The 25,367-nt window shown below is 69.1% G+C and carries 25 protein-coding genes and 1 tRNA gene; 23 read left to right on the top strand and 3 right to left on the bottom strand.

The features are described 5' to 3' along the window. The first annotated feature begins 53 nt into the window (after positions 1-53). The 9 genes from ACFWGP_RS04660 (at position 54) to ACFWGP_RS04620 (ending at position 5,328) form a co-directional block, all read left to right on the top strand. The gene (locus ACFWGP_RS04660; protein ID WP_275506951.1) at positions 54-1,322 is read left to right on the top strand and encodes a glutamate-5-semialdehyde dehydrogenase; all 1,269 of its coding nucleotides are present in this window, start codon (positions 54-56) and stop codon (positions 1,320-1,322) included. 70 nt (positions 1,323-1,392) lie between these two features. After that, entirely contained in the window at positions 1,393-1,617 is a 225-nt protein-coding gene (locus tag ACFWGP_RS04655) for a hypothetical protein (protein ID WP_231430973.1), read from the top strand. A 16-nt stretch (positions 1,618-1,633) separates the two neighbouring features. Further along, the gene (gene nadD, locus ACFWGP_RS04650; RefSeq protein ID WP_275506952.1) at positions 1,634-2,233 is read left to right on the top strand and encodes a nicotinate-nucleotide adenylyltransferase; all 600 of its coding nucleotides are present in this window, start codon (positions 1,634-1,636) and stop codon (positions 2,231-2,233) included. Positions 2,234-2,451: 218 nt separating this feature from the next. Then, positions 2,452-3,462 (top strand): hypothetical protein, encoded by a 1,011-nt coding sequence (locus ACFWGP_RS04645; RefSeq protein ID WP_376930217.1) that lies wholly within the window; start codon positions 2,452-2,454, stop codon positions 3,460-3,462. A 41-nt stretch (positions 3,463-3,503) separates the two neighbouring features. Further along, positions 3,504-3,866: a ribosome silencing factor gene (rsfS, locus tag ACFWGP_RS04640; protein WP_231430976.1), complete on the top strand. Its 363-nt coding sequence runs from the start codon at positions 3,504-3,506 to the stop codon at positions 3,864-3,866. Between the two features lie 116 nt (positions 3,867-3,982). Further along, positions 3,983-4,058: transfer RNA gene (locus ACFWGP_RS04635), tRNA-Ala, on the top strand. A gap of 176 nt (positions 4,059-4,234) precedes the next feature. Continuing rightward, on the top strand, positions 4,235-4,462 hold the full coding sequence (locus ACFWGP_RS04630; RefSeq protein WP_275506954.1) for an AlpA family transcriptional regulator: 228 nt from the start codon (positions 4,235-4,237) through the stop codon (positions 4,460-4,462). Between the two features lie 60 nt (positions 4,463-4,522). Then, the gene (locus tag ACFWGP_RS04625; protein WP_275506955.1) at positions 4,523-4,954 is read left to right on the top strand and encodes a hypothetical protein; all 432 of its coding nucleotides are present in this window, start codon (positions 4,523-4,525) and stop codon (positions 4,952-4,954) included. A gap of 26 nt (positions 4,955-4,980) precedes the next feature. Next, on the top strand, positions 4,981-5,328 hold the full coding sequence (locus ACFWGP_RS04620) for a hypothetical protein (protein ID WP_275506956.1): 348 nt from the start codon (positions 4,981-4,983) through the stop codon (positions 5,326-5,328). 417 nt (positions 5,329-5,745) lie between these two features. Here ACFWGP_RS04620 and ACFWGP_RS04615 read toward each other — a convergent pair whose 3' ends face one another. Together ACFWGP_RS04615 and ACFWGP_RS04610 are read right to left on the bottom strand one after the other, a co-directional pair. Further along, positions 5,746-7,191 (bottom strand): DUF1254 domain-containing protein, encoded by a 1,446-nt coding sequence (locus ACFWGP_RS04615; protein WP_376930216.1) that lies wholly within the window; start codon positions 7,189-7,191, stop codon positions 5,746-5,748. A gap of 883 nt (positions 7,192-8,074) precedes the next feature. Then, complete coding sequence (locus ACFWGP_RS04610) at positions 8,075-8,647, bottom strand: TetR/AcrR family transcriptional regulator (protein ID WP_255679931.1); 573 nt, start codon at positions 8,645-8,647, stop codon at positions 8,075-8,077. A 159-nt stretch (positions 8,648-8,806) separates the two neighbouring features. Here ACFWGP_RS04610 and ACFWGP_RS04605 point away from each other — a divergent pair, with 159 nt between their 5' ends. The 9 genes from ACFWGP_RS04605 (at position 8,807) to ACFWGP_RS04565 (ending at position 19,436) form a co-directional block, all read left to right on the top strand. Next, positions 8,807-10,480 (top strand): CocE/NonD family hydrolase, encoded by a 1,674-nt coding sequence (locus ACFWGP_RS04605; RefSeq protein ID WP_376930215.1) that lies wholly within the window; start codon positions 8,807-8,809, stop codon positions 10,478-10,480. Beyond that, complete coding sequence (locus ACFWGP_RS04600) at positions 10,477-10,956, top strand: DUF3237 domain-containing protein (RefSeq protein WP_275506959.1); 480 nt, start codon at positions 10,477-10,479, stop codon at positions 10,954-10,956. Before ACFWGP_RS04605 ends, ACFWGP_RS04600 begins: the two co-directional genes overlap by 4 nt. A gap of 56 nt (positions 10,957-11,012) precedes the next feature. Next, a complete protein-coding gene (locus ACFWGP_RS04595; RefSeq protein WP_275506960.1) occupies positions 11,013-12,662 on the top strand; it encodes an ABC transporter substrate-binding protein in 1,650 nt (549 codons plus the stop codon). Positions 12,663-12,727: 65 nt separating this feature from the next. Continuing rightward, on the top strand, positions 12,728-13,681 hold the full coding sequence (locus ACFWGP_RS04590) for an ABC transporter permease (protein WP_275506961.1): 954 nt from the start codon (positions 12,728-12,730) through the stop codon (positions 13,679-13,681). Beyond that, the gene (locus ACFWGP_RS04585; protein WP_376930214.1) at positions 13,678-14,541 is read left to right on the top strand and encodes an ABC transporter permease; all 864 of its coding nucleotides are present in this window, start codon (positions 13,678-13,680) and stop codon (positions 14,539-14,541) included. Before ACFWGP_RS04590 ends, ACFWGP_RS04585 begins: the two co-directional genes overlap by 4 nt. Beyond that, the gene (locus tag ACFWGP_RS04580; RefSeq protein WP_376930213.1) at positions 14,538-16,223 is read left to right on the top strand and encodes an ABC transporter ATP-binding protein; all 1,686 of its coding nucleotides are present in this window, start codon (positions 14,538-14,540) and stop codon (positions 16,221-16,223) included. Before ACFWGP_RS04585 ends, ACFWGP_RS04580 begins: the two co-directional genes overlap by 4 nt. Before the next feature lie 38 nt (positions 16,224-16,261). Further along, on the top strand, positions 16,262-16,741 hold the full coding sequence (locus tag ACFWGP_RS04575) for a DUF3237 domain-containing protein (protein ID WP_376930212.1): 480 nt from the start codon (positions 16,262-16,264) through the stop codon (positions 16,739-16,741). A 75-nt stretch (positions 16,742-16,816) separates the two neighbouring features. Beyond that, a complete protein-coding gene (locus tag ACFWGP_RS04570) occupies positions 16,817-18,505 on the top strand; it encodes an amidohydrolase (protein WP_376930211.1) in 1,689 nt (562 codons plus the stop codon). Between the two features lie 142 nt (positions 18,506-18,647). Continuing rightward, complete coding sequence (locus tag ACFWGP_RS04565; RefSeq protein ID WP_275505763.1) at positions 18,648-19,436, top strand: GNAT family N-acetyltransferase; 789 nt, start codon at positions 18,648-18,650, stop codon at positions 19,434-19,436. A 58-nt stretch (positions 19,437-19,494) separates the two neighbouring features. On the opposite strand, the gene ACFWGP_RS04560 is transcribed toward ACFWGP_RS04565, so the two are convergent. Further along, the gene (locus tag ACFWGP_RS04560; protein ID WP_275505764.1) at positions 19,495-20,370 is read right to left on the bottom strand and encodes a GntR family transcriptional regulator; all 876 of its coding nucleotides are present in this window, start codon (positions 20,368-20,370) and stop codon (positions 19,495-19,497) included. A gap of 15 nt (positions 20,371-20,385) precedes the next feature. On the opposite strand from ACFWGP_RS04560, the gene ACFWGP_RS04555 reads away from it, so the two are divergent. The 5 genes from ACFWGP_RS04555 to ACFWGP_RS04535 all read left to right on the top strand — a co-directional run bounded on the left by ACFWGP_RS04555 (position 20,386) and on the right by ACFWGP_RS04535 (position 25,358). Then, a complete protein-coding gene (locus ACFWGP_RS04555) occupies positions 20,386-21,723 on the top strand; it encodes an ABC transporter substrate-binding protein (protein WP_275505765.1) in 1,338 nt (445 codons plus the stop codon). 79 nt (positions 21,724-21,802) lie between these two features. Next, complete coding sequence (locus ACFWGP_RS04550) at positions 21,803-22,702, top strand: carbohydrate ABC transporter permease (RefSeq protein WP_275505766.1); 900 nt, start codon at positions 21,803-21,805, stop codon at positions 22,700-22,702. A 2-nt stretch (positions 22,703-22,704) separates the two neighbouring features. Continuing rightward, complete coding sequence (locus tag ACFWGP_RS04545) at positions 22,705-23,511, top strand: carbohydrate ABC transporter permease (RefSeq protein ID WP_376930210.1); 807 nt, start codon at positions 22,705-22,707, stop codon at positions 23,509-23,511. Between the two features lie 37 nt (positions 23,512-23,548). Then, the gene (locus ACFWGP_RS04540; RefSeq protein WP_376930209.1) at positions 23,549-24,337 is read left to right on the top strand and encodes a 6-phosphogluconolactonase; all 789 of its coding nucleotides are present in this window, start codon (positions 23,549-23,551) and stop codon (positions 24,335-24,337) included. A gap of 61 nt (positions 24,338-24,398) precedes the next feature. Then, on the top strand, positions 24,399-25,358 hold the full coding sequence (locus ACFWGP_RS04535) for an N-acetylglucosamine kinase (protein WP_275505769.1): 960 nt from the start codon (positions 24,399-24,401) through the stop codon (positions 25,356-25,358). Positions 25,359-25,367: the final 9 nt, after the last annotated feature.

Genomic DNA, 25,367 nt, shown 5'->3' with positions numbered 1-25,367 from the left:
TGCGGCCCGGTCATACGACGCCCCGCTCGCCTCGCCTCGCCTAGGCTGGGACCATGGCGAATCCCGACCTCGATCCCGACGTGCTCGACGAGCGGCTCGCCGCCGCGAAGACCGCTTCGCTTCGGCTCGCCCGGGCCTCGACTGCCGAGAAGGACGCCGCCCTCGCCGAGGTCGCCGGGATCCTGCGCGAGCGCGCCGCCGACATCGTCGCGGCCAACGCCCTCGACCTCGCGGCCGGTCGCGAGGAGGGCCTCTCGACGGGCCTGCTCGACCGGCTCGCCCTCGACGTTCGCCGGGTGAACGCCCTCGCCGACGCGGTGCTCGAGGTGATCGCACTGACCGATCCGATCGGCGAGACGGTCAGCGGCCGATCGCTGCCGAGCGGCGTGCGCATCGACCAGGTGCGGGTACCCCTCGGCGTCGTCGGCGCGATCTACGAGGCCAGGCCGAACGTGACGATCGACATCGCGGTGCTCGCGCTCAAGAGCGGCAACGCCGTCGTTCTGCGCGGCGGCAGCGCGGCCGAGCAGACGAACGCGGTGCTCGTCGAGGTGCTGCGCGCCGCGCTCGAGCGCACCGGCCTCCCGGGCGACGCCGTGCAGACGGTCGACGACTTCGGGCGCGTCGGCGCACGGCACCTCATGCAGGCACGCGAATACGTCGACGTGCTGATCCCGCGGGGGAGCGCCGGGCTCATCCGCGCCGTCGTCGACGAGGCGCGCGTGCCCGTCATCGAGACGGGCGCGGGTGTCGTGCACATGTTCCTCGACGAGAGCGCGCCCGAGTCGTGGGCCGTCGAGCTCGTGCACAACGCGAAGGTGCAGCGGCCGAGCGTCTGCAACGCGCTCGAGACCCTGCTCGTCCACCGCGACGCCGCCGAGCGGCTCCTGCCCGCCGTCATCGACCGCCTCGAGGCATCCGGGGTGACCGTGCACGCCGACGAACGCGTGCGGGCGATCCGGCCCGAGACGGTGCCGGTGACCGACGACGACTGGGCGACCGAGCACATGAGTCTCGACCTCTCGGTCGGTGTCGTCGACTCCCTCGACGACGCACTCGCCCACATCCGCCGGTACTCGACGAAGCACACCGAGGCCATCGTGACGAACGACCTCGGCAACGCCGAGCGCTTCCTCAACGAGGTCGACGCCGCGGCCGTGATGGTGAACGCCTCCACGCGCTTCACCGACGGCGCGGAGTTCGGCTTCGGCGCCGAGGTCGGCATCTCGACGCAGAAGCTCCACGCACGCGGCCCGATGGGCCTGCCGCAGCTCACGAGCACGAAGTGGATCGTGCGCGGCGCAGGCCACGTGCGCGCCTGAGCGCGCCGCACCGCTCGACCTCGCTAGACTGGCGGGAGCGTTACCCGCAGGATTCGAAAGGAACGGCCGAATGAGCCTCACCACCGCAGCGTTGACCGGAACGGTGCTCACCGAGACGGTGCACGCGCGAGAGCTGCCGGTCGAGTCCTGGGTGTACGGGCTCATCGCCCTCATCATCTTCGCCATCCTCGGGTTCGTCGCCGCGTCGTACCGCGACGTCGCCAACCGCCATCGCGCCAAGGCCGAGGCGTACGCCGCCCGTCACTCGGGCGACGCGCACGGGCACGGTCACTGAGGCGAGTGGTCGCCCGGTGACGGTGCCGGGCCGCCGATCCCGCGTCGGGATCATGGGCGGCACGTTCGATCCGATCCACCACGGCCACCTCGTGGCCGCGAGCGAGGTCGCGCAGTCGCACGACCTCGACGAGGTGATCTTCGTGCCGACCGGCCAGCCGAGCTACAAGACGGTCGTGACCCCGGCGGAGCACCGCTACCTCATGACCGTCATCGCCACCGCGTCGAACCCCCGCTTCACGGTGAGCCGGGTCGACATCGACCGGCAGAAGGCGACGTTCACGATCGACACCCTCCGCGACATCCGTCGCGAGCGACCCGACGCCGACCTGTTCTTCATCACCGGCGCCGATGCCATCGCCCAGATCCTCTCGTGGAAGGACGTCGACGAGCTCTGGGAGCTGGCCCACTTCGTTGCTGTGAGTCGCCCGGGACATGTCCTGAGCGTTTCGGGTTTGCCGGAGCAAGACGTAAGCTTGCTTGAAGTTCCGGCTCTGGCGATTTCGTCGACCGATTGCCGGAGCAGGGTGCGCCGGGGTTTCCCGGTGTGGTACTTGGTCCCCGATGGGGTCGTCCAGTACATCTCCAAGCACCATCTCTACCGGAGTGTCGAATGACGTCGTCGAACGAACCGCCGCTCACGCGCCGTGAGTTGCGGGAACGAGAGCGCCTGCGCGAACAGCAGGCAGCTTCGACGACCCCCGACGCTCCTGCACAGCCGTTCGCCGCACCGCAGCCGCCCCCCGCTGCACCCCAGGCGCCGATTCCCGCACCGCAGCCGGCGGTCGCACCGGCATCCGCACCGCAGCCGGTGAATCCTCAGTTCGCGGCCCCCGTGGCCGCCGCCGCCCAGGCCGCGCCGAGCCCGAGCTACGCCCCGCCTCGTCCGGCGGGCGGATTCGATGCGGTCATCGCCGCCCCGCAGGCGCCGACCCCGACGCAACTGCCGCAGCAGAGCCCGTTCGCGCCGCGTCCGAGCGCTCCCGTTCCGGCGCAGCCCGCCGTACCGCCCCAGCCGCAGGCTCCTGCGCAGCAGCAGGCGGCGCCGATGCCAGCGGTTCCGGCGCCGGCGATTCCCGTGCCGGCCGAGCCCGCCCAGGCGGCCGTGCCCGCCCCCGGGCAGACGCCCGAGCGCACCCTGACGCGACGCGAGCTCCGCGCGATGCTCGAGGGCACCGCGCTCGACGACTTCGACGACGAGTTCGACGACGCCGCGCCGCCTGCTGCCGCAGCGCCGGTCGCGTCGGCCGCACCCCAGATCGTGAACCCGCAGACCGGGCAGCCGTTCGCCGCTCCCGCATCCGCCGCGCCGCGGCCGCAGCCGGCCCCGACGCAGCTGCCTGCCGCCCAGCCCGCTGCGCCGGCAGCACCGGCCCACTGGACCTCGCAGCTCAACGTGCCAGACGACCAGCCGTCCGGCCCGTTCGACCAGCTCCTTTCGCGCGGTTCGCTGAGTCACGGCGTGCCCACGACGACGAACGCGCTCATCCTGCCGTCCCTGCCCGACCAGGGCGCCTTCGGCGACACGCTCGCGCAGACCGGCGAGGTCATGGCGACCGGCTCGATCGACCTTCCCCGCAGCTACGGCGCGACCGGCGTGCACCCGAGCCAGATCGACTCGTCCGACGTCGACCGGCTGTTCGACAGCATCGAGGAGGTCGGCACCGGCGTCGCGCCGGTGGCCGCGACGAGCGCCATCAGCACGCAAGGCGCGGCGCGCACGATGATGGCCCCGCCGAAGAAGGAGGGCATGAACGTGCCCCTCGTGCTCGCAGTGACCGCCGGAGTACTCGCACTCGGCGTCGTCGGCACCCTCGTCATCGGCGCCATGTCGGGCCTGTTCTGATCCCCGGCGCCAACGCCGACCGTCTACCCGGAAGTGAGCGAATGACCGCATCCTCTGAAGCCCTCGACTCCCTGGCCCGTGCGGTGCGCGCGGCCGACGCGAAGGGCGGCGAAGATCTGGTCGCATTGGATGTCTCGGGGCCGCTCCCGTTCGCCGACGTGTTCCTGCTCGTCACCGGCAACTCCGAGCGCAACGTGGTGGCGATCGCCGACGCCATCGAAGAGGTCCTCGGCCGTGCCAGTCGCCGCGAGGGGCACGACGCGGGCCGTTGGGTGCTGCTCGACTTCGGTGACCTCGTCGTGCACGTGTTCCACCGCGAGGAGCGCATGTACTACGGTCTCGAACGCCTCTGGAACGACTGCCCGGCGCTTCCCGTCGAGCCGCTGCTCACGGCGAAATCCTGATCGCGGCGCGAATCGCCCGGGGTGCACCGCTCGATTTCGCACGGCGGCATCGCCTGGTGTAAGCTCGTCTCGTTGCCCGCGAGAGCGGGAAGCACCGAAACGGGTTCATCCCGAACGGGTCTGTGGCGCAGCTGGTAGCGCACCTGCATGGCATGCAGGGGGTCAGGGGTTCGAGTCCCCTCAGATCCACCAAGAACCCCTGACGAATCGCAAGATTTGTCAGGGGTTTTCTCGTTGAACAGGGCGAGAAGAGGGTCGTTGGGGCCTTTTTGGGGCCTTTTCGATTCGGGGGACAGGCTTCCACAGGATTCCACATGTGAAGTCCCCGGACAGCAAGCATTTCGGCGTGATGCGCACTCCCGAGGAGTATGACCACATCAACCGATCACACCGTTCCGGCGGCCCGGTTCGTCGACGAGCTCGGGGACTATCTGAGCGTCGACGAACTGGCGCAGTACTTGCAACTGTCCAAAGAGACGATCTACCACTGGCGTCTCGAAGGAACCGGCCCGAAGGCCACCAAGCTCGGCAAGCATCTGCGATACAGCCGCGAGAACGTTCAGGCCTGGTTGCAGGCCCGAACGGACCGACGGTGACGATGGTGATGGCTTCCTACCCTGCGAATACAGAGGGTGAGCATGATGCCACGCAGAAGAATGGAACCCGGCTCACGCGGGGAGATCACGTACCATGACCTGCCCGACGGTCGAGTTCGTGGCACCGTCGTCTTCCGTCGCATCGATGGGAGCTACGGCAAGGTCCGCACCCGCGCGACATCTCGGGCGCGAGCACGTCGCACGCTGGTCGCAGCGGTCGGCGATCAGTACGAAGCGGCCTACGGGGCGAATGACGGTCTCACGCCGGAGTCGCTCTTCATCGAGCTCACGCACGAGTACATGCAGCACGTCGCGTTCACCGGGGAACAGCGAGACACGACACGGCACGAGAACTCCCGCCTGATTGAGAAGAAGATCGCACCGCTGATGGGATCGCTCGCCCTACGGGAGGTCAAGGCGAGCACAGTTCTCCGGTCTACAAGGCAAACCATCGGCGCACGCCTCGACAAGCCGACACATGCAAGGCGCTGATCAGCCAGATCTGCTCGTATGCCGTGATGAATGACCTCATGGTCGCCAGTCCGGCGTGGGAGGTGAAGAGCGCTAAGCGGCGCCCGAAGCCCATCTACGCTCCCGACGCGGTGGAGTTGCAGAGTTTCCGGGCGATCATTCGCGACTACCAGAACCGCGCGGATCGGATGGGACCGCGGCCATCCGATCTGCTCGGCGATGTCGTGGATCTGATCCTCGCCACCGGCGCCCGCGTGAGCGAGGCAGTCCGACTCAAGTGGCAATTCGTGGATCTCGACTCGGACCGGCCGAGCATCACGATCGCCGGGAAGGTCATTGACTCCAAAGGCCTGCCCAAGCGCTATGAGGACTATCTGAAGACGGAGTCTGGATGACGGCGCATCTCAGTTCCGGACGAACTCCTACCGATGCTCCGCCGTCGCAAGATCGCATCGGGCGACAACGAGTTCGTCTTCCAAACCCGCACCGGGGCACCCAGCGGAACCAAGATGTGCACCGTTCCCTGCGGCGCGTCCGGGAATGGGCTGGGCTCGACGAGGCACTCGTGCCGCACGCGCTCCGCAAGTCCGCGGTGACCGCGGTTGCAGACGCACTCGGCATCGAAGGGGCCGCCCGGTTCGCCGGCCACAAACGGTCTAGGGTGACCGAGCAGTACTACGAAAAGCGCGCCGTTCAGGCTCCGGACACCTCGATAGTGCTCGGCAACCTTCAGCGATCTCGGCCTGTGGGACACGCAACCACGGCACCCGGCGAACGGGCGCCGTGGCCGCGTACTCATCTGCAATCGCGACTCACTCGCTCACACGAACGATCTCGGGCAGGCGCCACGTGTTGTCAAACCATGACTCGAGCGGGCCGTAGAGGCGCAGCAGGGGCCACCACGACTTGCCAGGCAGCGTAGGGATCCAATTGGACTCCTTGCCATCGGGGGCGGTCGGCGCGAACCACAGGACGTACGAACCGTCGGCTTCGGCCTGGAGGCCTTCGCCGAGGCTCGACAGAGCTGGGTAGAGCGTCGACTGCAACAGCGACCGGGTCTGGGTGTCATAGAGGTCGAACGCCCAGAAGTTCTTCGCCGGCGGGTTCGGAGGGATCGTCAGCGAGTACGTGGCGGCTCCATCGAGCAGCGCGCCGTCGGCGTCCTGCGCGGTGTAGATGTAGGCCGAGCCGGCACCAACCTGCGCGTGCGCCATCGCCGGCGTGATGACGGTCGCCGCGTAGTGGAACAGCGTGCGGGCGTCGAGATTGCGCGCACCGTCGCTCAGGAACTCGTAGCTGCCGCCGACGAACCCCTCCTTCCACGAGGATCCGTCCCAGCGGTACGACTCCGGGTTGCGAGGCCGGTAGAGGTTGGCGCGCGCCATCCCGGCACCAATGCGGGCGGCGGCGTCGAGCACGCCGCGCCGATGCTCATCGGGCGCGAAGGGCTTCCCGTGTGCGATGCCGAGGGCGGCCAGCGTCCCCGCGCGCTCGGGGTCGAGTGCCGCGGTGGGTTCTTCGGCGACGATCTCGGCGACCTCTTCGAAGAACGAGAAGTCGTTCGAGTGGATCGTGTTGAACACCTGGTCGGCGATGTTCACGAAGGTGTTCTCCGGCGGAGCGGCGGCATCGCTCAGTCGATAGATGCGGGACTGCTTGATGGCGGGCACCCCGCCCAGGGCGCGGATCACCACGAAGTTCGTGAACGTCGGGCTTTCGTAGGTGAAGTACCCGTCGGGCCGCTCGCCGTCGTATCCCGGAGGGAGGAAGAGGTACTTGCCGCCGGCGCCCTTGTCGGGGCCCGCGATTCCCATGTCGGCGACGTACCGGAACCAGAAGTCGTCGACGACGCCGAGCGCCTGCGGGGGTGCCTCGATGACCGTTGGACCCCACGCCCGCAGGTCAAGGAACGCAACTCCGTAGGTGGTCTCGGTGTTCGGCGTGAGCCACAGCGCACCAGAGTTGCACTTCGGATCGGTGAATGCGATCTTGTCGGGCGAGTCGACGCCGGCGACGCGCAGCCCGTGCCGCATGGCGACAAGCGACGCACCCGGGATCGTGTCGAGGAAAGCTGTGATGCCGCGGACGAGGTCGAGCCCGTCGAAGATGGTCTGAACCGATTCGGGCGTAGGCACGCCGTCGAAGAACTCGAAGTCACCGAACGGCGTCGACAAGCGGTCGGGCGTCGAAAGGCGCGTCACCTCCTCGGCCAACTGATCCCTCGTCAGCCCCGTCCTGGTGCTTGCTTCGATCGACATGCGCATTCCCCCTCGCTGGTCACGTCCCGTCATCATGACACCGGGCCCATGATGGTGCATCACCAAGATCGCACGACGGAGTCGGTGACTGCCGTCGGCCCGCTCGCCAAGAATCCGAGATCGATCGTCGGTGCGGGGATTTGCGGGTCGACATAGGGTCTGGTGAGGCACGGCGCATCGGCTCGCGAATCACCTTCAGTTTCCGCGGAGTGGGCCCGCGGGGGTGAATGAATGGCTGATCGAGCGGGCCCCGCTCGCTTCGAGAGTCCGTGGTCGATGCCTCGCTTGCGGCATGGGCTTGTGACGCCGGAGCTTGTCTCCGGCATGGTGCTCGTCAGCGTCGTCATCGCGGTGTCGGACGACAGTGGGCGTTCGTTGAACACCATGGGCGTCACCATCGTCAGCATGCTCGTCCTTTGGCTCTCGCAGATGTATATCGTTGCCATCGCCGTCCAGGGAGCTCGCGCGGAGGGTGAGCCGATCCGTGTGCGGGAGTCCATCCGGTTCGCATTTGGGCGATCGATTGGGTTGCTGTACGCGACGGTCCCGCCGTTGATCTCGCTCGCCCTCGGGGCTCTCGGAGTGTGCTGGGAGTGGAGGTCGCATCTTTGTCCACCCTCTGGATGGGTGTTCTCGTTCTGGCCATTCTCAGGTGGATCGCGTTCGCCAGCCGACGGGTCGTCTGGTACTGGCGATGGGCGGTGCGTGTGCCACCGCTGCGCTCGGGCTGCTGATCATTCTGTTGAGGATCTTCCTCAAGTGATCAGCGACCGCAACCGAGTGTCGGCAGGACGTCCGCAGTCCGAACTGATCAAGCCCGAGGAGCGGCGCACAATTGCATGGACGTCGCGGCGGTGCGCATTGGGCGTGTATGCGCCCAACCTCAGAGCGCGGCGAGAAGCGCTTCGGCGGCCGCGCGGGAGCGCGCGGCGCGCGTGGGGTCGGCGTCGAAATCGCCGAGAAACACCGAGCCGAGTGCGCAGGTCAACACGCCGTACGCCGCGGTCGTGCAGGTATCCGGCGATGCATCGGGATGGTCTGAGGCGACGAGGTCGGCGAGCTGCACCCGCGTGGCTGTATAGGCGCTGGTGAGCACCTGCGCGATTTCGGGGTCCGTGCGTGAGAGCTGTACGAACCCCAGCACGACCGCGTTCTCGCGGTCGGGTGAGTTGAACGCCGGGCCGAAGAGGTAGTCGAGCGCCGACTCGAGGTCGGACGTGCCGGCGGGCAGTATCGTGCCGACCTCGCCGGTCTGGTCGGCGAAGAGTGCGGTCGCTGTGTCGAGCAGGAGCTTGTCGCGGTTGCCGACGAAGTGGCGCACGTGGCCGCGCGACATGCCGGTCGCGGTGGCGATGCGGTCGAGCGTCGTGCCGTGGATGCCGTGCTCGGCGATGGTCGCCATGGTCGCGTCGAGGATCTGCTCGCGGCGCTCGGCGGCGACGGAGGGTCGTGCCATCGGCGGGTTTCTCCTCTCCTGCGATGCGGATGCCTCGCACTCGACTCTGCCGAGTGTAGCGGTTCTGCGATTCTTGTCTAGTCAGACTTGACTATTTAGACCCACGTCCGTAACGTGACCGTCACCGCGTCGCAGGACGCCCCGTCTCGAAGGAGTGACATGCCCGACATCCAGCGCATCCCCCCGGCGCCCGAGAGCCCGCTCTCGGTCCCCGCCCGGATCCGAATGCGCGACGGGGTGCTGCTCGCCGGCGACGTCTACCTTCCCGGCGCACCCGATGCCGCCGACACTGCACCCGGCGACACCATCCTGATCCGACTGCCGTACGACAAGTCCGGCGTCTACTGCTTCATCCCGCAGGTCGCCGAGTACCTCACCGGACACGGCTACCGGGTCGTCGCGCAGGACGTGCGCGGCAAGTTCCGGTCCGAGGGCGATGCGCTGCTCTTCGTGAACGAGGTCGACGACGGCTACGACACGATCGAGTGGATCACCTGTCAGCCGTGGTCGAACGGCCGCGTCGCGATGTGGGGCGACAGCTACTACGGCTACACGCAGTGGGCCGCCGCCGCGAGCGGGCACCCGGCGCTCAAGGCCATCGCCCCGCGCGTCACGGGCACCGGCCTTGGCGAGCCCGTGCACCGCGACCCCTCGCGACGCACGCGCGCGGTCGAGTGGGGGGTCACCTACATGTACCCGCTCACGCAGTTCTTCGACAACGACATGCTGCAGTGGGAGCCCGACTGGTCGCGCCGCGACTTCGCCGCCCAGGCCGAGGAGTTCATGAGCCAGGTCGGCGCGCGCGGGCTGAGCTACGACCAGTGGTACCCGAACCCCGTCCTGCTCAGGCGCTTCCCGAACGGCGACCCGTTCGCCGGGCGCTCGGTGCCCTCGCTGCACACGATCGGCTGGTGGGACAACTGCGCACCGCTCTCGTGGGCCGACGTCGAGCGGATCTCGCAGCGCCCGAACTGGGACGCGCACCACTACCTGCGCATCGAGTCGATCGACCACGAGAGCTACCAGCTGCACGAGGCCGACGGCGACCGGGTCGCCGATCGCAGCGACGCGCAGATCCGCGACCTGCTGCCGCGCACGCTCGACCCGGCGCTCGCGTTCTTCGAGGTCTTCGTGCGCGGCAACGGGGCGGCGGCCGAGCTGCCGCGCGTGACCTGGAGCCTCGCGGGCACCGGGGAGATGCGCGAGAGCCCGGTCTGGCCGCCCGAGGGTGCGCGTCGCGTCAGCCGGTACGCGACGGGCGACGGATGCCTCGCCGCCGCGCCCGCCCCGACCGAGTCGGTGCTCAGGTGGACTCACGACCCGGACGACCTCGTGCCCTCGAGTGTGCCCGATGCGTTCTCGTTCCTGCTCTTCGCCCCCGACGAGGCGGAGCTCGGCGACCGCGCCGACGTGCTGCGTTTCGAGTCGGACGAGGCCGTGGCCGACGTCGACCTCGCGGGCCCGGTCTCGGCGCGGCTCCGCATCGCGTCCGACGGCCCCGTCATGGACTGCTTCGTGCGGGTGCTCGACGTCGCACCCGACCGCACCGCGCTCCGCATCGCACGCGGCCAGGTGCAGCTGCTGGAGGCGAACGACGCCGACCCCGCGGTCATCGAGATCGACCTCGGCCAGGTCGGGTACCGGCTGCGGGCGGGGCACCGGTTACGTGTTCACGTCTCGAGCAGCGACTACCCCGAGTTCCTGCCGCAGACCGGCACGGGTGCCGATCCGTGGACGTGGGGGGCGACCCGCCCGAACACCCAGTCGCTCGTCGTCGGCGGAGCCGACGGATTCCAACTGCACTTCACCGTCCTCGAAGGAGAACTGCCGTGAACCCCATCGCTCCCACGTCGTGGCCGAACCTCGAGTACGTCTTCGAGATCCGCGCCACGATCGACCCCGACTTCCACATCGGCCGCGGCCCCGACGAGCAGCTCTCCTTCACGCCCGTCTCGGGCGGCAGCGTCACCGGGCCGCGGCTGAACGGCGAGGTGCTCGCCGGTGGCGGCGACTGGGCGGTCGAACGATTCGGCACCGCCCAGCTCGAGGCCCGCTACCTGATCCGCGCCGACGACGGCGCGGTGATCGACATCCTCAACCGCGGGTACTTCCGGGCGACCCCCGAGGTGCTCGAGCGGATGGACCGTGGCGAGCACGTGCCCGAGGACGACCCGGGCCTCTACTTCCGCACGGCGCCGGTCTTCCAGACCGACGCGCCCCAGCACCGCTGGCTCGCCGAGCACCAGTTTCTCGGCATCGCCCGCGACGAGGACGGCCAGGTCTGCATCCGCGTCTTCCTGCTCGCCTGAACACCGGCGGCGTCATCCCCATCACCCTCGCATCACCGACCGAACGGACCCCCACCATGAACCGACCCCGACTCGCGGCAGGCGCCGTCGCCTGCGCCGCGTTGCTCGCCCTGACCGCATGCACCCCGCGTGACGGCACCGATGTCGACGGAGACACCGGCGAGCTCACGATCGTCGACTCGCTGCCCGCCGGCACGAAGGCCGTCGACGAGGTCACGTGGGCGATCGCCGAGGGCGAGCCCGCGACCCTGAACCCGGCCGCCTCGGCGAACCTCATCATCCCGAACCTCTGCGACAACCTGCTCTCGCTGCAGCCCGACTTCTCGATCGAGCCGGGCATCGCGACGAGCGCGGAGTTCGTCGACCCGGTGACCTTCGTCATCGAGCTGCGCGACGACGTGACGTTCTGGGACGGCAGCCCCGTGACCGCTGACGACGTGGTCTACAGCCTCCAGCAGGGCACGAACCCCGAGTCGCAGTGGTACGGCGCCTTCGCGCTCGTCGTGCCCGACCCCGCCACGGGTATCGTCGCGACCGGCCCGAACGAGGTCACCGTGCACTTCGTCGCGCCCGACTCGACCTTCCGCGACGCGCTCGCCGGCCAGGCCGGCGCCGTCATGCAGAAGGCCTTCGGCGAGGCGGCGGGCGATGCGCTCGGCACGCCCGACGGCGGCCTCATGTGCACGGGTCCGTACGAGCTCGCCGCCGGCGGCTGGAAGCCCGGCAGCGAGATCACGACGACCGCGAACGCGGACTACTGGAACGGCGCACCCCTCGTCAAGACGCTCAAGTACACCTTCGTCAACGACGGGTCGACGCTCGCGACCGCCCTCACCCAGGGCGAGATCGACGGGGCCATCAACGTTTCGCCGAGCTCGCGAGCGGTCTTCGAGGGCGACGGCGCCGGCACGCTCACGATCGGCCACTCGACCGCGTCGTACAGCTTCGGCCCGACGACCGCCACGGGTCCGGCGGCGAACCCGAAGATCCGCCAGGCGCTGAGCCTCGCGATCGACCGCGACCAGTACCTGCAGACGGTCGTGAACGGCCTCGGCTACGTGCAGAAGACCCTCGTGCCCGAGTTCTCGTTCCAGTCGATGGCGGAGGCCGACGTCTACCAGGCCGGCTACGACGAACTCGCCGCACCCGAAGTCGACCTCGAGCAGGCGAAGCAGCTCGTCGCCGACAGCGGCGAGGACGTGAGCGAGCCGCTCGTCGTCGCGGTGCCCGCCGGCGCCAAGGAGTTCGAGCAGACCGCGACGATCATGCAGGCCGCGGGCGAGAAGATCGGCCTCGACCTCGAGATCGACGAGATGCAGGCCTCCGACTTCGGTGCGCTGTTCTACGACCCGACCAAGCGCGAGGGCGTCGACTTCGTCGCCACCCAGGGGTACCTCGAGACCCCGGGCGTGCTCGGCTACCCGTCGCTGTTCGTGCTCCCCGCCGAACAGGGCGGCATCTTCAACTGGAGCGGCTACGACGACGGCGAGGCGACTGCGCACATGATGGCCGCGCGCAACGCGACCGACGCGGAGGCGGCCGCGAACGAGTTCGTCGCCGCGCAGGCCGTCTATGCGCCCGACCAGCTGCAGGTCACGCTCGCGGGCACGTACCAGCTCACCTACCTGAACGACGACCTCACGGGCGTCACCACGTCGGTCGCCGCGTACAGCAGCCCCTGGGCGCTGCACCTCGGCGGCCAGTAGGCCGGCCGGCGCTTGCGCATGCGGGGCTGCGTCCGCGAACAGAGCACGAAGAGAGGAACGGTGCGGTGAACACCCTGACCCGGATGCTGCTGGGGCGGCTCGGCGGCCTGCTGCTGACGCTCTTCCTCGCGAGCATCGTCATCTACTCGGCGGTGCTGCTCACCGGAGACCCGATCGCGGCGCTCGCCGGGGGCGCGAAGCCGACGCCCGAGCTCATCGCCGAGATCCGGGCCGAGTACCACCTCGACGACCCGGTCTGGCAGCGGTACTGGGAGTGGCTCACGGGCGCGATCCAGGGCGACTTCGGGCGGTCGTTCGTCTACAAGACGGCGGTGACGACGCTCGTGGCGCCGCGGTTCGCCATCACCCTCCAGCTCGTGCTGCTGACGGTCGTGCTGATCCTCGTGTTCGGCGTGGGCTCCGGCATCCTGGCCGCGACCAGGGGCCGCGCGGTCGACGGTGCCGTGGCGACGGCGACGTCGCTGGGAATGGCGCTGCCGACGTTCGTCGTCGCGATCCTGCTGATCTGGGTCTTCGCGAAGAGCCTCGGCTGGTTCCCCGTGTACGGCGAGGGCGAGGGGGCCTGGGATCGCCTGTGGCACCTCGTGCTGCCGGCGATCTCGCTCGCGGTGCTGTTCATCGCCTACATCAGCCGGGTCACCCGCAGCGCGCTCGTCGCACAGCTCCACTCGGAGCACGTCGACACGGCGAGGGTGCGCGGTATCCCGCGTCGCCGGGTGTTCGGGGCGCACGTTTTCCGCAACGCGTCGCCGCAGATTCTCGCGATCGCGGGCACGACGATCGCCGGGCTCTTCGCGGCGTCCGCGATCGCCGAGGTGGCCTTCGGGCTCGGCGGCATCGGGTCGCTCCTCGTGCAGGCGGCGGCCCGCGCCGACCTGCCGGTCGTGCAGATCGTGTCGCTCCTGCTCGTGACGGTCTTCGTCGTGCTGAACGCGGTCGCCGACCTCGTGAGCGCGCTCATCGACCCGTCGAGCGTCGAAGGAGGTGCCCTCGCATGAGCGTCGCGCAGATCGCACAGGCGGCCGTGCCCGCCGCCGCCCGTCGCGCGGCGAAGCGCGACTGGACGTTCGTCGTCGCGCTCGCCGTGCTCGGGGTCGTCGTCATCGTCGCGCTCGCCGGCCCGTGGCTCGCGCCCTACGACCCGTACGAACTCTACGTCGGCCCGGTCAACGGGGCGCCGAGCGCCGAACACCTCTTCGGCACCGACGACCTCGGCCGCGACATCCTCTCGCGGGTGCTCGTCGGCGCCGGGGCGAGCGTGTTCGCGCCCGTGGTCGTGGTGCTGCTCTCGACTCTCCTCGGCGTGGCGCTCGCGCTCGCCGCGGCGTGGTTCGGCGGGTGGGTGTCGGGCGGCATCGCGCGTCTCGTCGACGTCATCTTCGCGATCCCCGGCCTCGTGATCGCGGTGCTCGCGGTGACGCTGTTCGGCAAAGGGCTCGTCGCCCCGGTCGTCGCGCTCGCGATCGCCTACGTCCCCGTCGTCGCCCGGCTGACCCGTACCGCCGCCTCTCGCGAGCTCGGCAAGCCGTACATCGCGGCGCTCCGGGTGCAGGGCGTCTCGAGTCTCGCGATCTGCTTCCGCCACCTCGTGCCTGCGATGATCCCGATAGTCGCCGCGCAGATGGCGGTGGGCTTCGGGTACGCGATGCTCGACCTCGCCGCGATCTCGTTCCTGGGCCTCGGGCAGCAACCGCCCGCGCCCGACTGGGGATCGATGATCTCGAGCGGCCAGGCGAGCATCCTCGCGGGCGCCCCCGAGCAGTCCGTCTTCCCGGCGATCCTCGTCGTCGTCACCGTCCTCGCCGTCGGCATCGTCGGCGCGCGCGTCACCGTCTGGGCCGAGGAGAAGGAACGATGAACGCATCCGTGCTCGAGATCGAGGGTCTCGACGTGTTCGCGCCAGGCGCCGACGGGCCCCGTCAGCTCGTCTTCGGCAGCACGCTCGCGGTCGGACGCGGCGAGGCGGTCGGCCTCGTCGGCGAATCCGGCTCGGGCAAGACCCTCACCGTGCGCGCCGTCGCGGGCCTCCTGCCCGACGGGTTCACCACGAACGGCACGATCCGCGTCGACGGGCACGATCTCGGTGCGATGGGTACGCGCGCGCTGCGCGACCTGCGCGCCCGCCGTCTCGGCATGGTGTTCCAGACGCCGCGGGCGCACCTGAACCCGCTCCGCACGATCGGCGACTTCATGACCGAGGCGCTCGTGCACGTCGCCGACGTGAAGCCGGAGGCCGCCGCGAAGCGCGCAATGGACCTCCTCGACGAGGTCGGCATCACCGATCCCGCCCGGCGCATGCGGCAGCATCCCGCCGAGTTGTCGGGCGGCCTGCTGCAGCGCGTCATGATCGCCGCGACGCTCGCGATGGACCCCGACCTCCTGCTCGCCGACGAGATCACGACGGCGCTCGACGTGACCACGCAGGAGGAGGTCATGGCCGTCATCGCCGACCTGCGCGCCCATCGCGAGCTCTCGCTGCTGTTCATCACGCACGACCTCGCGCTCGCCGGGGCCGTCTGCGACCGGGTGAACGTCATGCAGCACGGGCGCATCGTCGAGACGCTGCGCGCCGCGACCATGCGGCAGGACGCGCGGGGGGACTACACGAGGGTGCTCATGTCGGCGTCGCTCGACGAGGCGCCCCCGATCGAGGCGGATGCCCCGGCGTCGCACCCGATGATGACGCTGGCGAACCTCCGCAAGGCGTACCAGGTGCGCGGTGCGAACGGCCGCCGGGAGACCCTCGTCGCCGTCGACGACGTGTCGATGGAGCTCGCACCAGGCGGCTCGCTCGGCATCGTGGGCGAGTCGGGGTCGGGCAAGTCGACCACCGCGCGCCTGCTGCTCGGGCTCGAGCGCGCCGACGGCGGCACGATCACGGTCGACGGCGAGGACTGGAGCGTGCCCGCGCGCCGCGGCGCCGAACGACGGCGCCGCGCGAAGATCGCGCAGATGGTGTTCCAGGACCCGTACCAGTCGCTCGACCGCCGCCAGACGGTGCGGCAGTGCCTCGTCGAGGCGGTGCGGGTACACCGACCGCGCGACGCGAAGGTCGCCGTCGAGGCCCGCGTCGCCGAGCTCATGTCGCAGGTGCGGCTCGACAAGAGCCTGCTCGACAGTCGGCCGCGCGCCCTCTCGGGCGGGCAGCGGCAGCGCGTCGCGATCGCCCGTGCGCTCGCGGCCGACCCCGTGCTGCTCGTGCTCGACGAGGCGGTGTCGGCGCTCGACGTGACGACGCAGGTCGAGATCCTGACGCTCCTCGACTCGATCCGTCGCGAGACGGGCGTCGCGCTGCTCATGATCACACACGACCTCACGGTCATCCGGCGCCTGTGCGACCAGGTCGTGGTCATGCGGCAGGGGCGCATCGAGGAGCGCGGCACCGCCGCGCAGATCCTCGACGATCCCTCGGCCGAGTACACCCGACTGCTGCTCGACTCGATCCCGCGCGAGGGCTGGACGCCCAGACGGCGCAGACTGGGTCGTACGCAGTCACTGCCGACCGTCACGCGCTCGAGCGCCATGGTCCCCGACGCCTGATCCCGCCTGATCCCCGAACGAAGGGAGCCACCACACCCATGTCGACCTCGCTGATGGAACCCGCCTTCGAGTACTGCTTCGAGCTGCGCTGCCAGGTCGACGAGGAGCTGCCGCTCGGCGGGTCGACGCCGGGGGAGGGGCGGCACTTCGCCCGTGTCTCGGGCGGCACGTTCGACGGGCCCCGGCTGGGCGGTGTCGTGCTGAACAGCGGCGGCGACTGGTGGGTCGGTCGCGGGCTCGTCGTCGAGCTCGACGCCCGCTACGTCATCGAGGCCGCGCTCGATTCGGGCCCGGCCGCCGTCGAGGTCGTGAACCGGGGCATCTGGCGCACCGACGAGGCGACCTGGGCGCGCATCGAGGCCGGCGAGGACGTGGCCGAGCAGGACCTCTACTACCGCACCGCGTTCCAGTTCCGCACCGACCACCCCGAGCTGCAGTGGCTCACCGAGTCCCAGTTCGTCGGGTACGCCCGGGCCGAGCCGGGCTTCGTCATCATCCGCGTGTTCCGACTCGTCTGAGGCGGCGTCACCCGACCGGATGCCTCGCCCGAGGGATCCCGAACCCCGAGCTTGATGCAGAGAATCGAGACCGACATGACCGAACCCGCCGACCTCGTCATCGTGAACGGGCGCGTCTTCGACGGGCGCGTGCGCACCGTGCACACCGCGGTCGCCGTCGCGGGCGACCGAATCGTGCGCGTCGGTGCCGATGCCGACATGCTCGCGCTCCGCGGTGACGCGACACGCATCGTCGACGCCGCAGGCGGCGTCATCCACCCCGGGTTCGTGGACGCGCACGTGCACGCGGCGTTCGCGGGTGTCGAACGGCTGAGCCTCGACCTCACGCCGGCGCAGAGCGTCGAGGAGACGCTCGAGCTGATTCGCGCCGGCGCCGAGCGCAGCGACGCCGGATGGCTCACGGGTGGCGGGTGGAGCCACGAGCTGTTCCCGGCGCCCACCAGGCAGGTGCTCGACGCGATCGTGCCCGACCGCCCCGTCGCGCTGAGCGACGCCGGGCACCACACGCTGTGGGTCAACTCGCGGGCGCTCGAGCTCGCGGGCGTCGATCGCGACACCCCGCAGCCGCACAACGGGCATATCCACCTCGACGCCGACGGCGACCCGACCGGGTACCTCAACGAGACCGCGGCCGAGCTGGTCGGACGGGTGATCCCGCCGGCCACCGAGGACGAGGTGCTCGCCGGCCTGCTGAACGCGCAGGAGTACCTGTGGTCGATCGGCGTGACGGGCTGGCACGAGGCGATCCTCGGCGAGTACAACGGCAAGGCCGACTGCACGCCCGCGTACCTGCGCGGCATCGCCTCGGGCGAGCTGCGGAGTTCGGTTTCGGGGGCGCTCTGGATCGCGCCCGGGCTCGACCTCGACGAAGTGCCCGCGCTCGTCGCCCAGTTCGTCGAGTCGCGCGATCGGAATGCTCGTGCGGGATTCTCGACCTCGACCGCGAAGGCGATGATCGACGGCGTGCCGCACGGCGAGACGGCGGCGCTGCTCGAGCCCTACTGCAACAACGGCGACGGGTTCGCCGGCGAACTGCACTTCGACGAGGACGTGATCCGGGCGTTCGTCGCCCAGCTCGATGCGGCGGGCTTCGCATTGCACCTGCACATCATGGGCGACCGCGGCATCCGAGTCGCGCTCGACGCGATCGAGGCGGCGCGCGCGGCGAACGGGGCCGCACGTGGCTCCGGGGCGGGCCGCCAGGCGCCGCGCCACCACGTCGCGCATCTCTCGATGGTGCAGCCCGGGGATGCCGCGCGCTTCGGCCCGCTCAGCATCACCGCGAACATCCAGGGCCTGTGGGCCGCTCCCGACCCGTACGTCGTGCCGATGATCGGCGAGGAGCGGATGCTCGCGGGCTACCCGTTCCGCGCGATGGCCGACGGCGGGGCGGAGCTCGCGATGGGCTCGGACTGGCCGGTGTCGCCGCCCGACCCGTGGCTCGCGATCCACGTGGTCGTGAACCGCTGGGCGCCGCCGCCTCCCGGCGTCGAGGTGCCGCCGCTGCCCGAGGGCGCCGAGTCCGGCGCCCTGCCGCCGACCCTCGACGCCGAGCACCAGGCGCTCACGCTCGAGCAGGCGTTCGCGGCCTACACGTCGGGATCGACCGAGCTCGTGCTCGGCCGCCCGGGCCGCGTGCGGGTCGGCGAGCGAGCCGACCTCGCGGTCGCCACGGGCGACCCGTTCGAGCTGCCCGCCGAGGCGATCGTCTCTCTGCAGACGGCAGTCACCGTGGTCGGGGGCGAAATCGTGTACGAGCGGTGAGCCCGTGGTGGGCGGCACCCCGTCCCCATAGTGGGTCCAACCCGATCCGTCCCTTGAGCAGGGAAGAATGCGGTGGACACCGCTCGCGGCTGAACTATCGTGAGGGACAGATGACTCGCCCAGAGCGTCGAAGGAGGAGCTCGTGAGCGCGAGGACGACCATCACCGAAGTCGGCTTCGAGTCGATCGACGTCGTGGCGCCGCTGTGGGAGACGCTGTTCGACCATCATCGCTCCATCGGCGCGGCCGGGTTCGCCATCATTCCTCGGGAGCGGACATGGTCGCTTCGCCGCGCCCACTACGAGCGTGTATTCGCGGGGGAGGCGAACCCCACTCTCTGGATCGCCCGGCGGGATTCCACGGCGATCGGGTACGCCTTAGCGTTCGACGAGTTCGTCGCCGGATCCGAGGGCAGGATGCTGGAGACGCTGAGCGTTGCTCCCGACGCGCGGGGGAGTGGCCTGGGAACACGACTGATGGCGGCGTTCGACGGCGAGGTGCGCCGACGCGGCCTCGTCGCCGCGCTCGACGTCATGAGTGGAAACGATCGAGCGAAGTCGCTCTACCTTCGGCATGGATTCGAGCCACACTCGGAGATCTGGATGCGGTCAAGACCAGCCGCCGGGAAAGGAACCGAGCAGGCGCCTGCGAGCTTGTCGGAACTCGTTGGGCAGGCAGGATTCCAGTTGACGATCGTTCCAGGTCCTGACGACACTTGGCGGTCGTCCGATCGAATCGCAGTACTCAGCGCTTCAGCGATCGAGGCCGGTTCCAGCCAGCTTGCCACGCTCGACGCGATCGATGCATTGCAGCGTGCCGGTTACTGGACCATTCAGGTCGTGATGCCGGCGTCTCCCAGCGGGGTGTCGTTTCGAATGAGCTTGCGCGCCGCCGGGTTCGCGCCCTGTCTGGAGCGAATGGTCCGGCGTTGACGAAGCGATGCGGCAGTTGCCCTCGAGAGCCGGCTCCTCGCAACGAGATCGTGAACGCTCAGGCTCGCCGGAAGAGGTCGGCCTGGAATCGGTAGGCGTCGCCCCGGTACGTGTTCGTGCCGAGGAGGATGGGAGTGCCGTCGGTCGTGTAGGCGACCTCTTCGCCGATGAGCACGGCGGCGCCCACGACCGTGTCGAGCAGCCGGGCCATCGACGCATCGGCGGTGGCCGCCATGACGCTGTACGCGCTGCGGTGGATGGCAATACCGCAGCGCTCGCGAAGCGTTTCGTAGAGCGAGGCGTTGTCGAGTGGAGCATCGGCCAACTGGGGCGCTCGTTCCTCGGCCACGACGACGACATCGAAACACACCGGACGCCCATCAAGACCGCGAAGCCGATCGATCTGAATCACGGGGGAGGTGGGTGCGACACGGAGGGTGTCGGCTTCGGACAACGTGGCCGGGCGCACCTCCTGGCGGAGGACTCGCGCCGTCGGTCGCAGCCCTCGGGCGCGTGCCATCTCGGTGAACGACTGCAGGGTGCTCGGCGGCTCGCCGACCACATTGGCGGGAACGAACCAGCCGCGCTGCGCCGAGCGGGTGAGGCGACCCTCGTCTTCAAGCGCGGTGAGCGCTGCGCGAAGCGTGACGCGGCTGACGCCCAAGCGTGCAGACAGCTCGCGTTCGCCGGGCAGCCTCGTTCCAGCGGCGTAGGCGCCCTGGTCCAACTCCTGAGCGAGCTGGTCATAGGCCTGCGTGGCGGCGGCAGCGAGAGTCACGACGACACGGTACCACATGTCGAGACTGGTGCAAGATTTCGGAGTATTGGTTCGCAACTGGAATAACTGGTTTATTCGTGGTAGCTTGCCCGTGACGGTCCCCCCGCCGTCCGGGCTGCTGCACCAGGCCTGATGAGGTTTCTCGTCCCCACACACCACGACGGAGTGAAAATGTTCTCGAAGAAGACTCGCCTCGCGGCGGTCGCAATCGGCTCGATGGCGGCGTTCGCGCTCACCGCGTGCGCCCCAGCGGCGAGCACACCAGGCCCGGCGGCGCCGACCTCGGTCTCAGACGATGTGGCCGCCGCCGGCGACGTCACGCTCAAGCTCTCGGACTTCTGGACTTCGGCCGAGGAGGAGTGGATTGTCTCCCTCATCGACCAGTTCGAGGAGAAGTACCCGAACGTCACCATCGAGCGAACGCGTGAGGACTGGGGCCAGCTCACGAGCACGCTGAACCTGCAGCTCCAGGACGAGGGCGGGCCTGATATCGCATCCGCGAACAACGGATGGTCGTCCCTCGGGACCCTCGCCAAGGCCGGCCTCGTGCTCAACCTCGACGCGTACGCCGACCTGTATGACTGGAACGACACTGTGCCGACGACGATCGCTCGGCAGAACCAGTTCACGACCGACTTCACCACGATCGGCGAAGGTTCCTGGTTCGCGACCCCTCCCGCCCGCGCATCGCTGATCGGCATCTACTACAACGCCGCCAAGCTCAAGGAACTCGGCATCGAGGCGCCGACGACGCTCGATGAGCTCGAGGCCGCCGCTGCTGCGGCGAAGGAGGCCGGCGAGATCCCGTTCAGCTACAGCGGACTCGACGGCAATACCGCAGCCCTCCTGGGGCTCCAATCGCTCTACGGCCCCGAAGCCGACATCAATGATTTCGTCTACGGCGACCCCGACGTGACGGCGGAGGAGACGGGTCTCACCGACGCCGCCACCACACTCGAGGACTGGAACGAGCAGGGCTGGCTGACCCCGGACTTCGAGGGCATCGACTACCAGACCTCACTGGCCGACTTCCTCGACGGAGACGGCGTCTTCCGCTTCGACTACACCGGTGCACTCGGCCTGAGCGGTGACCAGCTCGACCAGTTCGGTTACATCCAACTGCCGCAAGCAGCGGACGACACCACGGTCGGCGTTGGCGCAGCCCCCGGCGCCATGGTGATCTCGGCGAAGGCCGAGCACCCCGATGTCGCCGCCGCGTTCCTGGACTTCCTCATGTCGGAGGACGCGAGCCAGACTGCAGTCGACCTCGGCCTTGTCCCGATGCTCAACGAGGTCACCATCCCCGATGTGCTCAGCCAGAGCGGCGAAGCCGCGGCCACCGCGACGCTCGATGCCGATGACGGATACGTGCCCTACTTCGACTGGGCGAGCCCCACGATGCTCGACATCCTGACGCAGAACACGCAGCTCCTGCTCGCAGGAAAGACCACGCCGGAAGACCTCACCGCCGCCGTGGATGCGGACCGCGACGCCTTCCTGGCGCAGTAAGCAACGGACGATGAGCATCACGCAGGTTGGGGCCGCCGCGACTTCGGTAGCGGACGGCGGCCCCACGGCCACTCGGGCGATGCTGCTCCCTCGAAAGCGGCGCCGCGGTTCGCACGCGAATCGCAGGACGCGTCGGGTCGGGCTGCTGATCGCGGCGCCCGGGCTGCTGCTGTACGCGGCCGTCGTGCTCTGGCCGCTGCTGCAGTCACTGCAGTACTCGTTCTACAAGTGGGACGGGTTCAGCAGCGCCACATGGGTGGGTCTCCAGAACTACGTGAACTTCTTCACCGATCCCGTGCTGCGTTCGACCTTGGGGAACGTGCTCGTCCTCCTCGTCTTCTTCGCGATTCTGCCGATCGCGCTCGGTCTGCTCTCGGCGGCGATGATCACGAGCGCGAACCGACGCGGAATGGCCGTGTTCCGGTGGATCTTCTTCCTGCCGCAGGTGCTGACGAGCGTGGTCATCGCGCTCATCTTCAAGCGCATGTACGCACCTGAAGGTCCGATCAACGAAGCCCTGCGCGCGGTCGGCCTCGGCGAACTCGCCCAGAACTGGCTCGGAGATTTCACCTGGGCGTTGCCCGCCGTCGGACTGATCGGAACCTGGGTGACGTTCGGCTTCTGCATGGTGCTGTTCATCGCCGGAGCGTCTTCGATCTCCCCGGAGTTGTACGAGGCCGCCCGCATGGACGGCGCCGGCCCCGTGCGCGAGTTCTTCGCGGTCACCCTCCCGGGGCTGCGCGGTCAGCTCGCCGTCGCCCTCACCCTGACGATCACCGCCGCGTTGCGCGCCTTCGACCTCATTTGGATCACGACTCGGGGTGGCCCGGGCACGTCCACGCTGACTCCAGCGGTCGCGCTCTACAAGGCGGCCTTCGTCAACCCGAATGTCGGCCAAGCGGCCGCGATCGGGGTCGTCATGGCCGTCCTCTGCCTCGTCATCGCTCTCGTGATCACCCGCATCTCGGAGAAGGAGTGAACATGTCCTCCCGTGCGGAGAAGATCTGGAACTATCTCATTCTCGGCCTACTGGCACTGGTCGTGCTGTGGCCGGTCGGCACGTTCCTGGCCGCGGCCCTCAGCCCAGACCGCGCCGGGCGACCGAGCGCCGATCTGCAATGGGGCAACTTCGTCACCGCCTGGGAGAACGCCGAGTTCGCCCGTTCCATGACGGTCTCGCTCGTGATCACCGTCTCCGTGGTGGTCGTCGGCGTCATCCTGGCGCTCATGGGCGGATACGCGTTCGGCGTCCTGGGCGTCATCGGCGATCGATGGTTCTTCCCCCTGATCCTGCTGGGGATGATGATTTCCCTCGAAGCGATCATCGTGCCGCTCTACTACCAGTTCCGGACTCTCGGGCTGACCGACAATCTCCTCGGCGTCATCCTCATCCACCTGGGAATGGGTGTGCCGTTCGGGATCTTCTGGATGCGGGCGGCCTTCAGGGCCCTGCCGCGCGGGATCTTCGAGTCGGCCTCACTGGATGGTGCCGGGCCGATGCGGATGCTGTGGTCGATCGCCGTGCCCAACCTCATGCCGGCGGTGTACACGCTGGTCCTGCTCAGCTTCATGTGGACCTGGAACGACTACTTCCTCTCGCTCGTGTTCCTCCATGGCGACAACCAGACCGCAACCGTCGCCCTCGGCGTCTTCCAGGGCAAGTACGTCACGCAGATCAACCTGATGGCGGCAGGCGGCCTCATCGTCGCCGCACCGGTCCTCGTCCTCTACGTGATCTTCCAGCGCAAGTTCATCTCGGGCATGCTCGCCGGGGCGATCAAGGAATGACCGCGCTCGGACGCGAATCTCAAGCAAAGGCAACAACGTGCAACTGACACCACATATCCTCCCTACCGCGAACGCGATCGGCGACCTCCTCGCGGCGCGCATCGTCGACCGGATGACGGCGAAGGGCGATGCCCCCTTCCTGCTCGGCTGCCCGAGCGGCCGTACGGCGTCGCCGGTCTATGCCGCCCTCACGCGTCATGCCGCCGAGGGAAGCGACTTGTCCCGACTGGTCATCGTGATGATGGACGACTACGTCGTTCCCGACGCGCGCGGCGAGTTCCACATCGTCGACCCCGAGGCGTCGTACTCGTGTCTCGGCTTCGCCCGTCGCGACATCCTCGCGCCCATCGCCGAGGCCTGCGCCGCTGCCGGCACCGTGCCCCCGACCGAACTGTGGACTGCGGATCCGAAGGCTCCCGAACAGTTCGATGCGCGCATCGCCGCGGCCGGTGGCATCGACCTGTTCCTGCTCGCATCAGGCGACAGCGACGGCCACATCGCGTTCAATCAGCCGGGCACCCCTCGTGCGACCAAGACGCACATCGTCGACCTCGGCGAGGCGACCCGCCGCGACAACATGGGCACATTCCCCGAGTTCACCCATCTCGACATGGTGCCGCGCAACGGCGTCACGGTCGGCATCGACACGATCGCGCGACTGTCCGCGGAGGTCGCGATGATCCTGTGCGGCGAGCACAAGCGCGAGGCGTTCGCGCGCATCACGACGGCGGAATCGTACGAAGCGGATTGGCCGGCCACGATCGTCACCGAGTGCCGCAATGCGGAGTTGCTCGTCGATCGTGAGGCCGCAGCCCTTCCGGTCTGACCCGATTCGACAGGACCGGCGGCAACCTCGCCGATCTCAGCAGCACATCAAGGAGCCTGACATGACCCTCCCGATCGCGGGCGACGGCACGGCACTGTCGGGTCACGTCGTCGCCGTCGACATCGGCGGTACCAAGACCCAGGTCGCGGTCGCACCAGTCGAAGCTGCCGGGAGCTGGCGGACCCGCGAGTTCGTCGTCCCCTCGGTCTCCTGGCGGGGTGCGCTCGGGGACTTCCGCGCCGACGGTGTCGCACTGCGAGACCTTCTCGTCGGCCATCTCGGCGAGTCAGTGCTGTCAGCGCCGCTCGCGGTGGGGGCGCACGGCTGCGACAACACCGACCAATGCCACGAGCTCGAGCACGTGCTCCGCCGGCTCTTCACCGGTCCCGTCGTCGTGGTGAACGACTCGGAGCTCATGGCTCCGGCCATGGGCGTGGACGGCGCGATCGGCGTGGTGGTCGGCACGGGATCGATCGCAACGGCCCGCGACGGCGGCGGCGAACTACTGACGGCGGGGGGCTGGGGCTGGCTGCTCGGTGACGAGGGCAGTGCGCCCGCCCTCGTGCGCGATGCCACTCGGGCCGTACTGGCCCATCTCGACCGGGGCGAGGCGATCGACGTGCTCGGGCAACGGTTGCTGGCCGCCTTCGCCGCCCGTGACGGTGTCGAACTCGCGCTCGCGGTCACGCGGGTCGCGTCGGCCGGGGCTTGGGGGGTTCATGCGCCCGAGGTGTTCGCCGCCGCGGACGAAGGGTCCGTGATCGCCGCCGACATCATCCGGAACGCGGGCGAGGAACTCGCTGGACTCGTCGACCGGCTCCTCGCGCGCGGCGTCCGAACGAATGCCGTCGTCGCGGGCGGCTCGGTGATCGAACGCCAGCCCCGCCTGCAGAACGCGTTGCGGTCGGCCCTCGTACGGCACCATGTCGACGTCAAATTGCACATCCTTTCCCGGTCGCCCGTGATGGGCGCCGTCGCACTCGCGCGCGGCATCGCCGGAGAAGCCACCAACAACCCCTGAGAACGGAGC

The organism is Agromyces sp. NPDC127015 (assembly GCF_042725165.1).
In the GTDB taxonomy this organism is placed as follows: Bacteria; Actinomycetota; Actinomycetes; order Actinomycetales; family Microbacteriaceae; genus Agromyces; species Agromyces chromiiresistens.
The sequence above is the reverse complement of the archived record's forward strand: the minus strand, read 5'-3'. Positions and strand labels throughout refer to the sequence as shown.

Excerpts from the sequence above, each read along its gene's own strand:
- ACFWGP_RS04555 (WP_275505765.1), top strand. The coding sequence starts at position 20,386 with ATGTTCTCGAAGAAGACTCGCCTCGCGGCGGTCGCAATCGGCTCGATG.
- ACFWGP_RS04535 (WP_275505769.1), top strand. The coding sequence starts at position 24,399 with ATGACCCTCCCGATCGCGGGCGACGGCACGGCACTGTCGGGTCACGTC.
- ACFWGP_RS04570 (WP_376930211.1), top strand. The coding sequence starts at position 16,817 with ATGACCGAACCCGCCGACCTCGTCATCGTGAACGGGCGCGTCTTCGAC.
- ACFWGP_RS04620 (WP_275506956.1), top strand. The coding sequence starts at position 4,981 with ATGAATGACCTCATGGTCGCCAGTCCGGCGTGGGAGGTGAAGAGCGCT.
- ACFWGP_RS04595 (WP_275506960.1), top strand. The coding sequence starts at position 11,013 with ATGAACCGACCCCGACTCGCGGCAGGCGCCGTCGCCTGCGCCGCGTTG.
- ACFWGP_RS04615 (WP_376930216.1), bottom strand. The coding sequence starts at position 7,191 with ATGTCGATCGAAGCAAGCACCAGGACGGGGCTGACGAGGGATCAGTTG.
- ACFWGP_RS04660 (WP_275506951.1), top strand. The coding sequence starts at position 54 with ATGGCGAATCCCGACCTCGATCCCGACGTGCTCGACGAGCGGCTCGCC.
- ACFWGP_RS04585 (WP_376930214.1), top strand. The coding sequence starts at position 13,678 with ATGAGCGTCGCGCAGATCGCACAGGCGGCCGTGCCCGCCGCCGCCCGT.
- ACFWGP_RS04625 (WP_275506955.1), top strand. The coding sequence starts at position 4,523 with ATGGAACCCGGCTCACGCGGGGAGATCACGTACCATGACCTGCCCGAC.
- ACFWGP_RS04575 (WP_376930212.1), top strand. The coding sequence starts at position 16,262 with ATGTCGACCTCGCTGATGGAACCCGCCTTCGAGTACTGCTTCGAGCTG.
- ACFWGP_RS04630 (WP_275506954.1), top strand. The coding sequence starts at position 4,235 with ATGACCACATCAACCGATCACACCGTTCCGGCGGCCCGGTTCGTCGAC.
- ACFWGP_RS04550 (WP_275505766.1), top strand. The coding sequence starts at position 21,803 with ATGCTGCTCCCTCGAAAGCGGCGCCGCGGTTCGCACGCGAATCGCAGG.
- ACFWGP_RS04580 (WP_376930213.1), top strand. The coding sequence starts at position 14,538 with ATGAACGCATCCGTGCTCGAGATCGAGGGTCTCGACGTGTTCGCGCCA.
- ACFWGP_RS04545 (WP_376930210.1), top strand. The coding sequence starts at position 22,705 with ATGTCCTCCCGTGCGGAGAAGATCTGGAACTATCTCATTCTCGGCCTA.
- ACFWGP_RS04605 (WP_376930215.1), top strand. The coding sequence starts at position 8,807 with ATGCCCGACATCCAGCGCATCCCCCCGGCGCCCGAGAGCCCGCTCTCG.
- ACFWGP_RS04610 (WP_255679931.1), bottom strand. The coding sequence starts at position 8,647 with ATGGCACGACCCTCCGTCGCCGCCGAGCGCCGCGAGCAGATCCTCGAC.
- rsfS (WP_231430976.1), top strand. The coding sequence starts at position 3,504 with ATGACCGCATCCTCTGAAGCCCTCGACTCCCTGGCCCGTGCGGTGCGC.
- ACFWGP_RS04655 (WP_231430973.1), top strand. The coding sequence starts at position 1,393 with ATGAGCCTCACCACCGCAGCGTTGACCGGAACGGTGCTCACCGAGACG.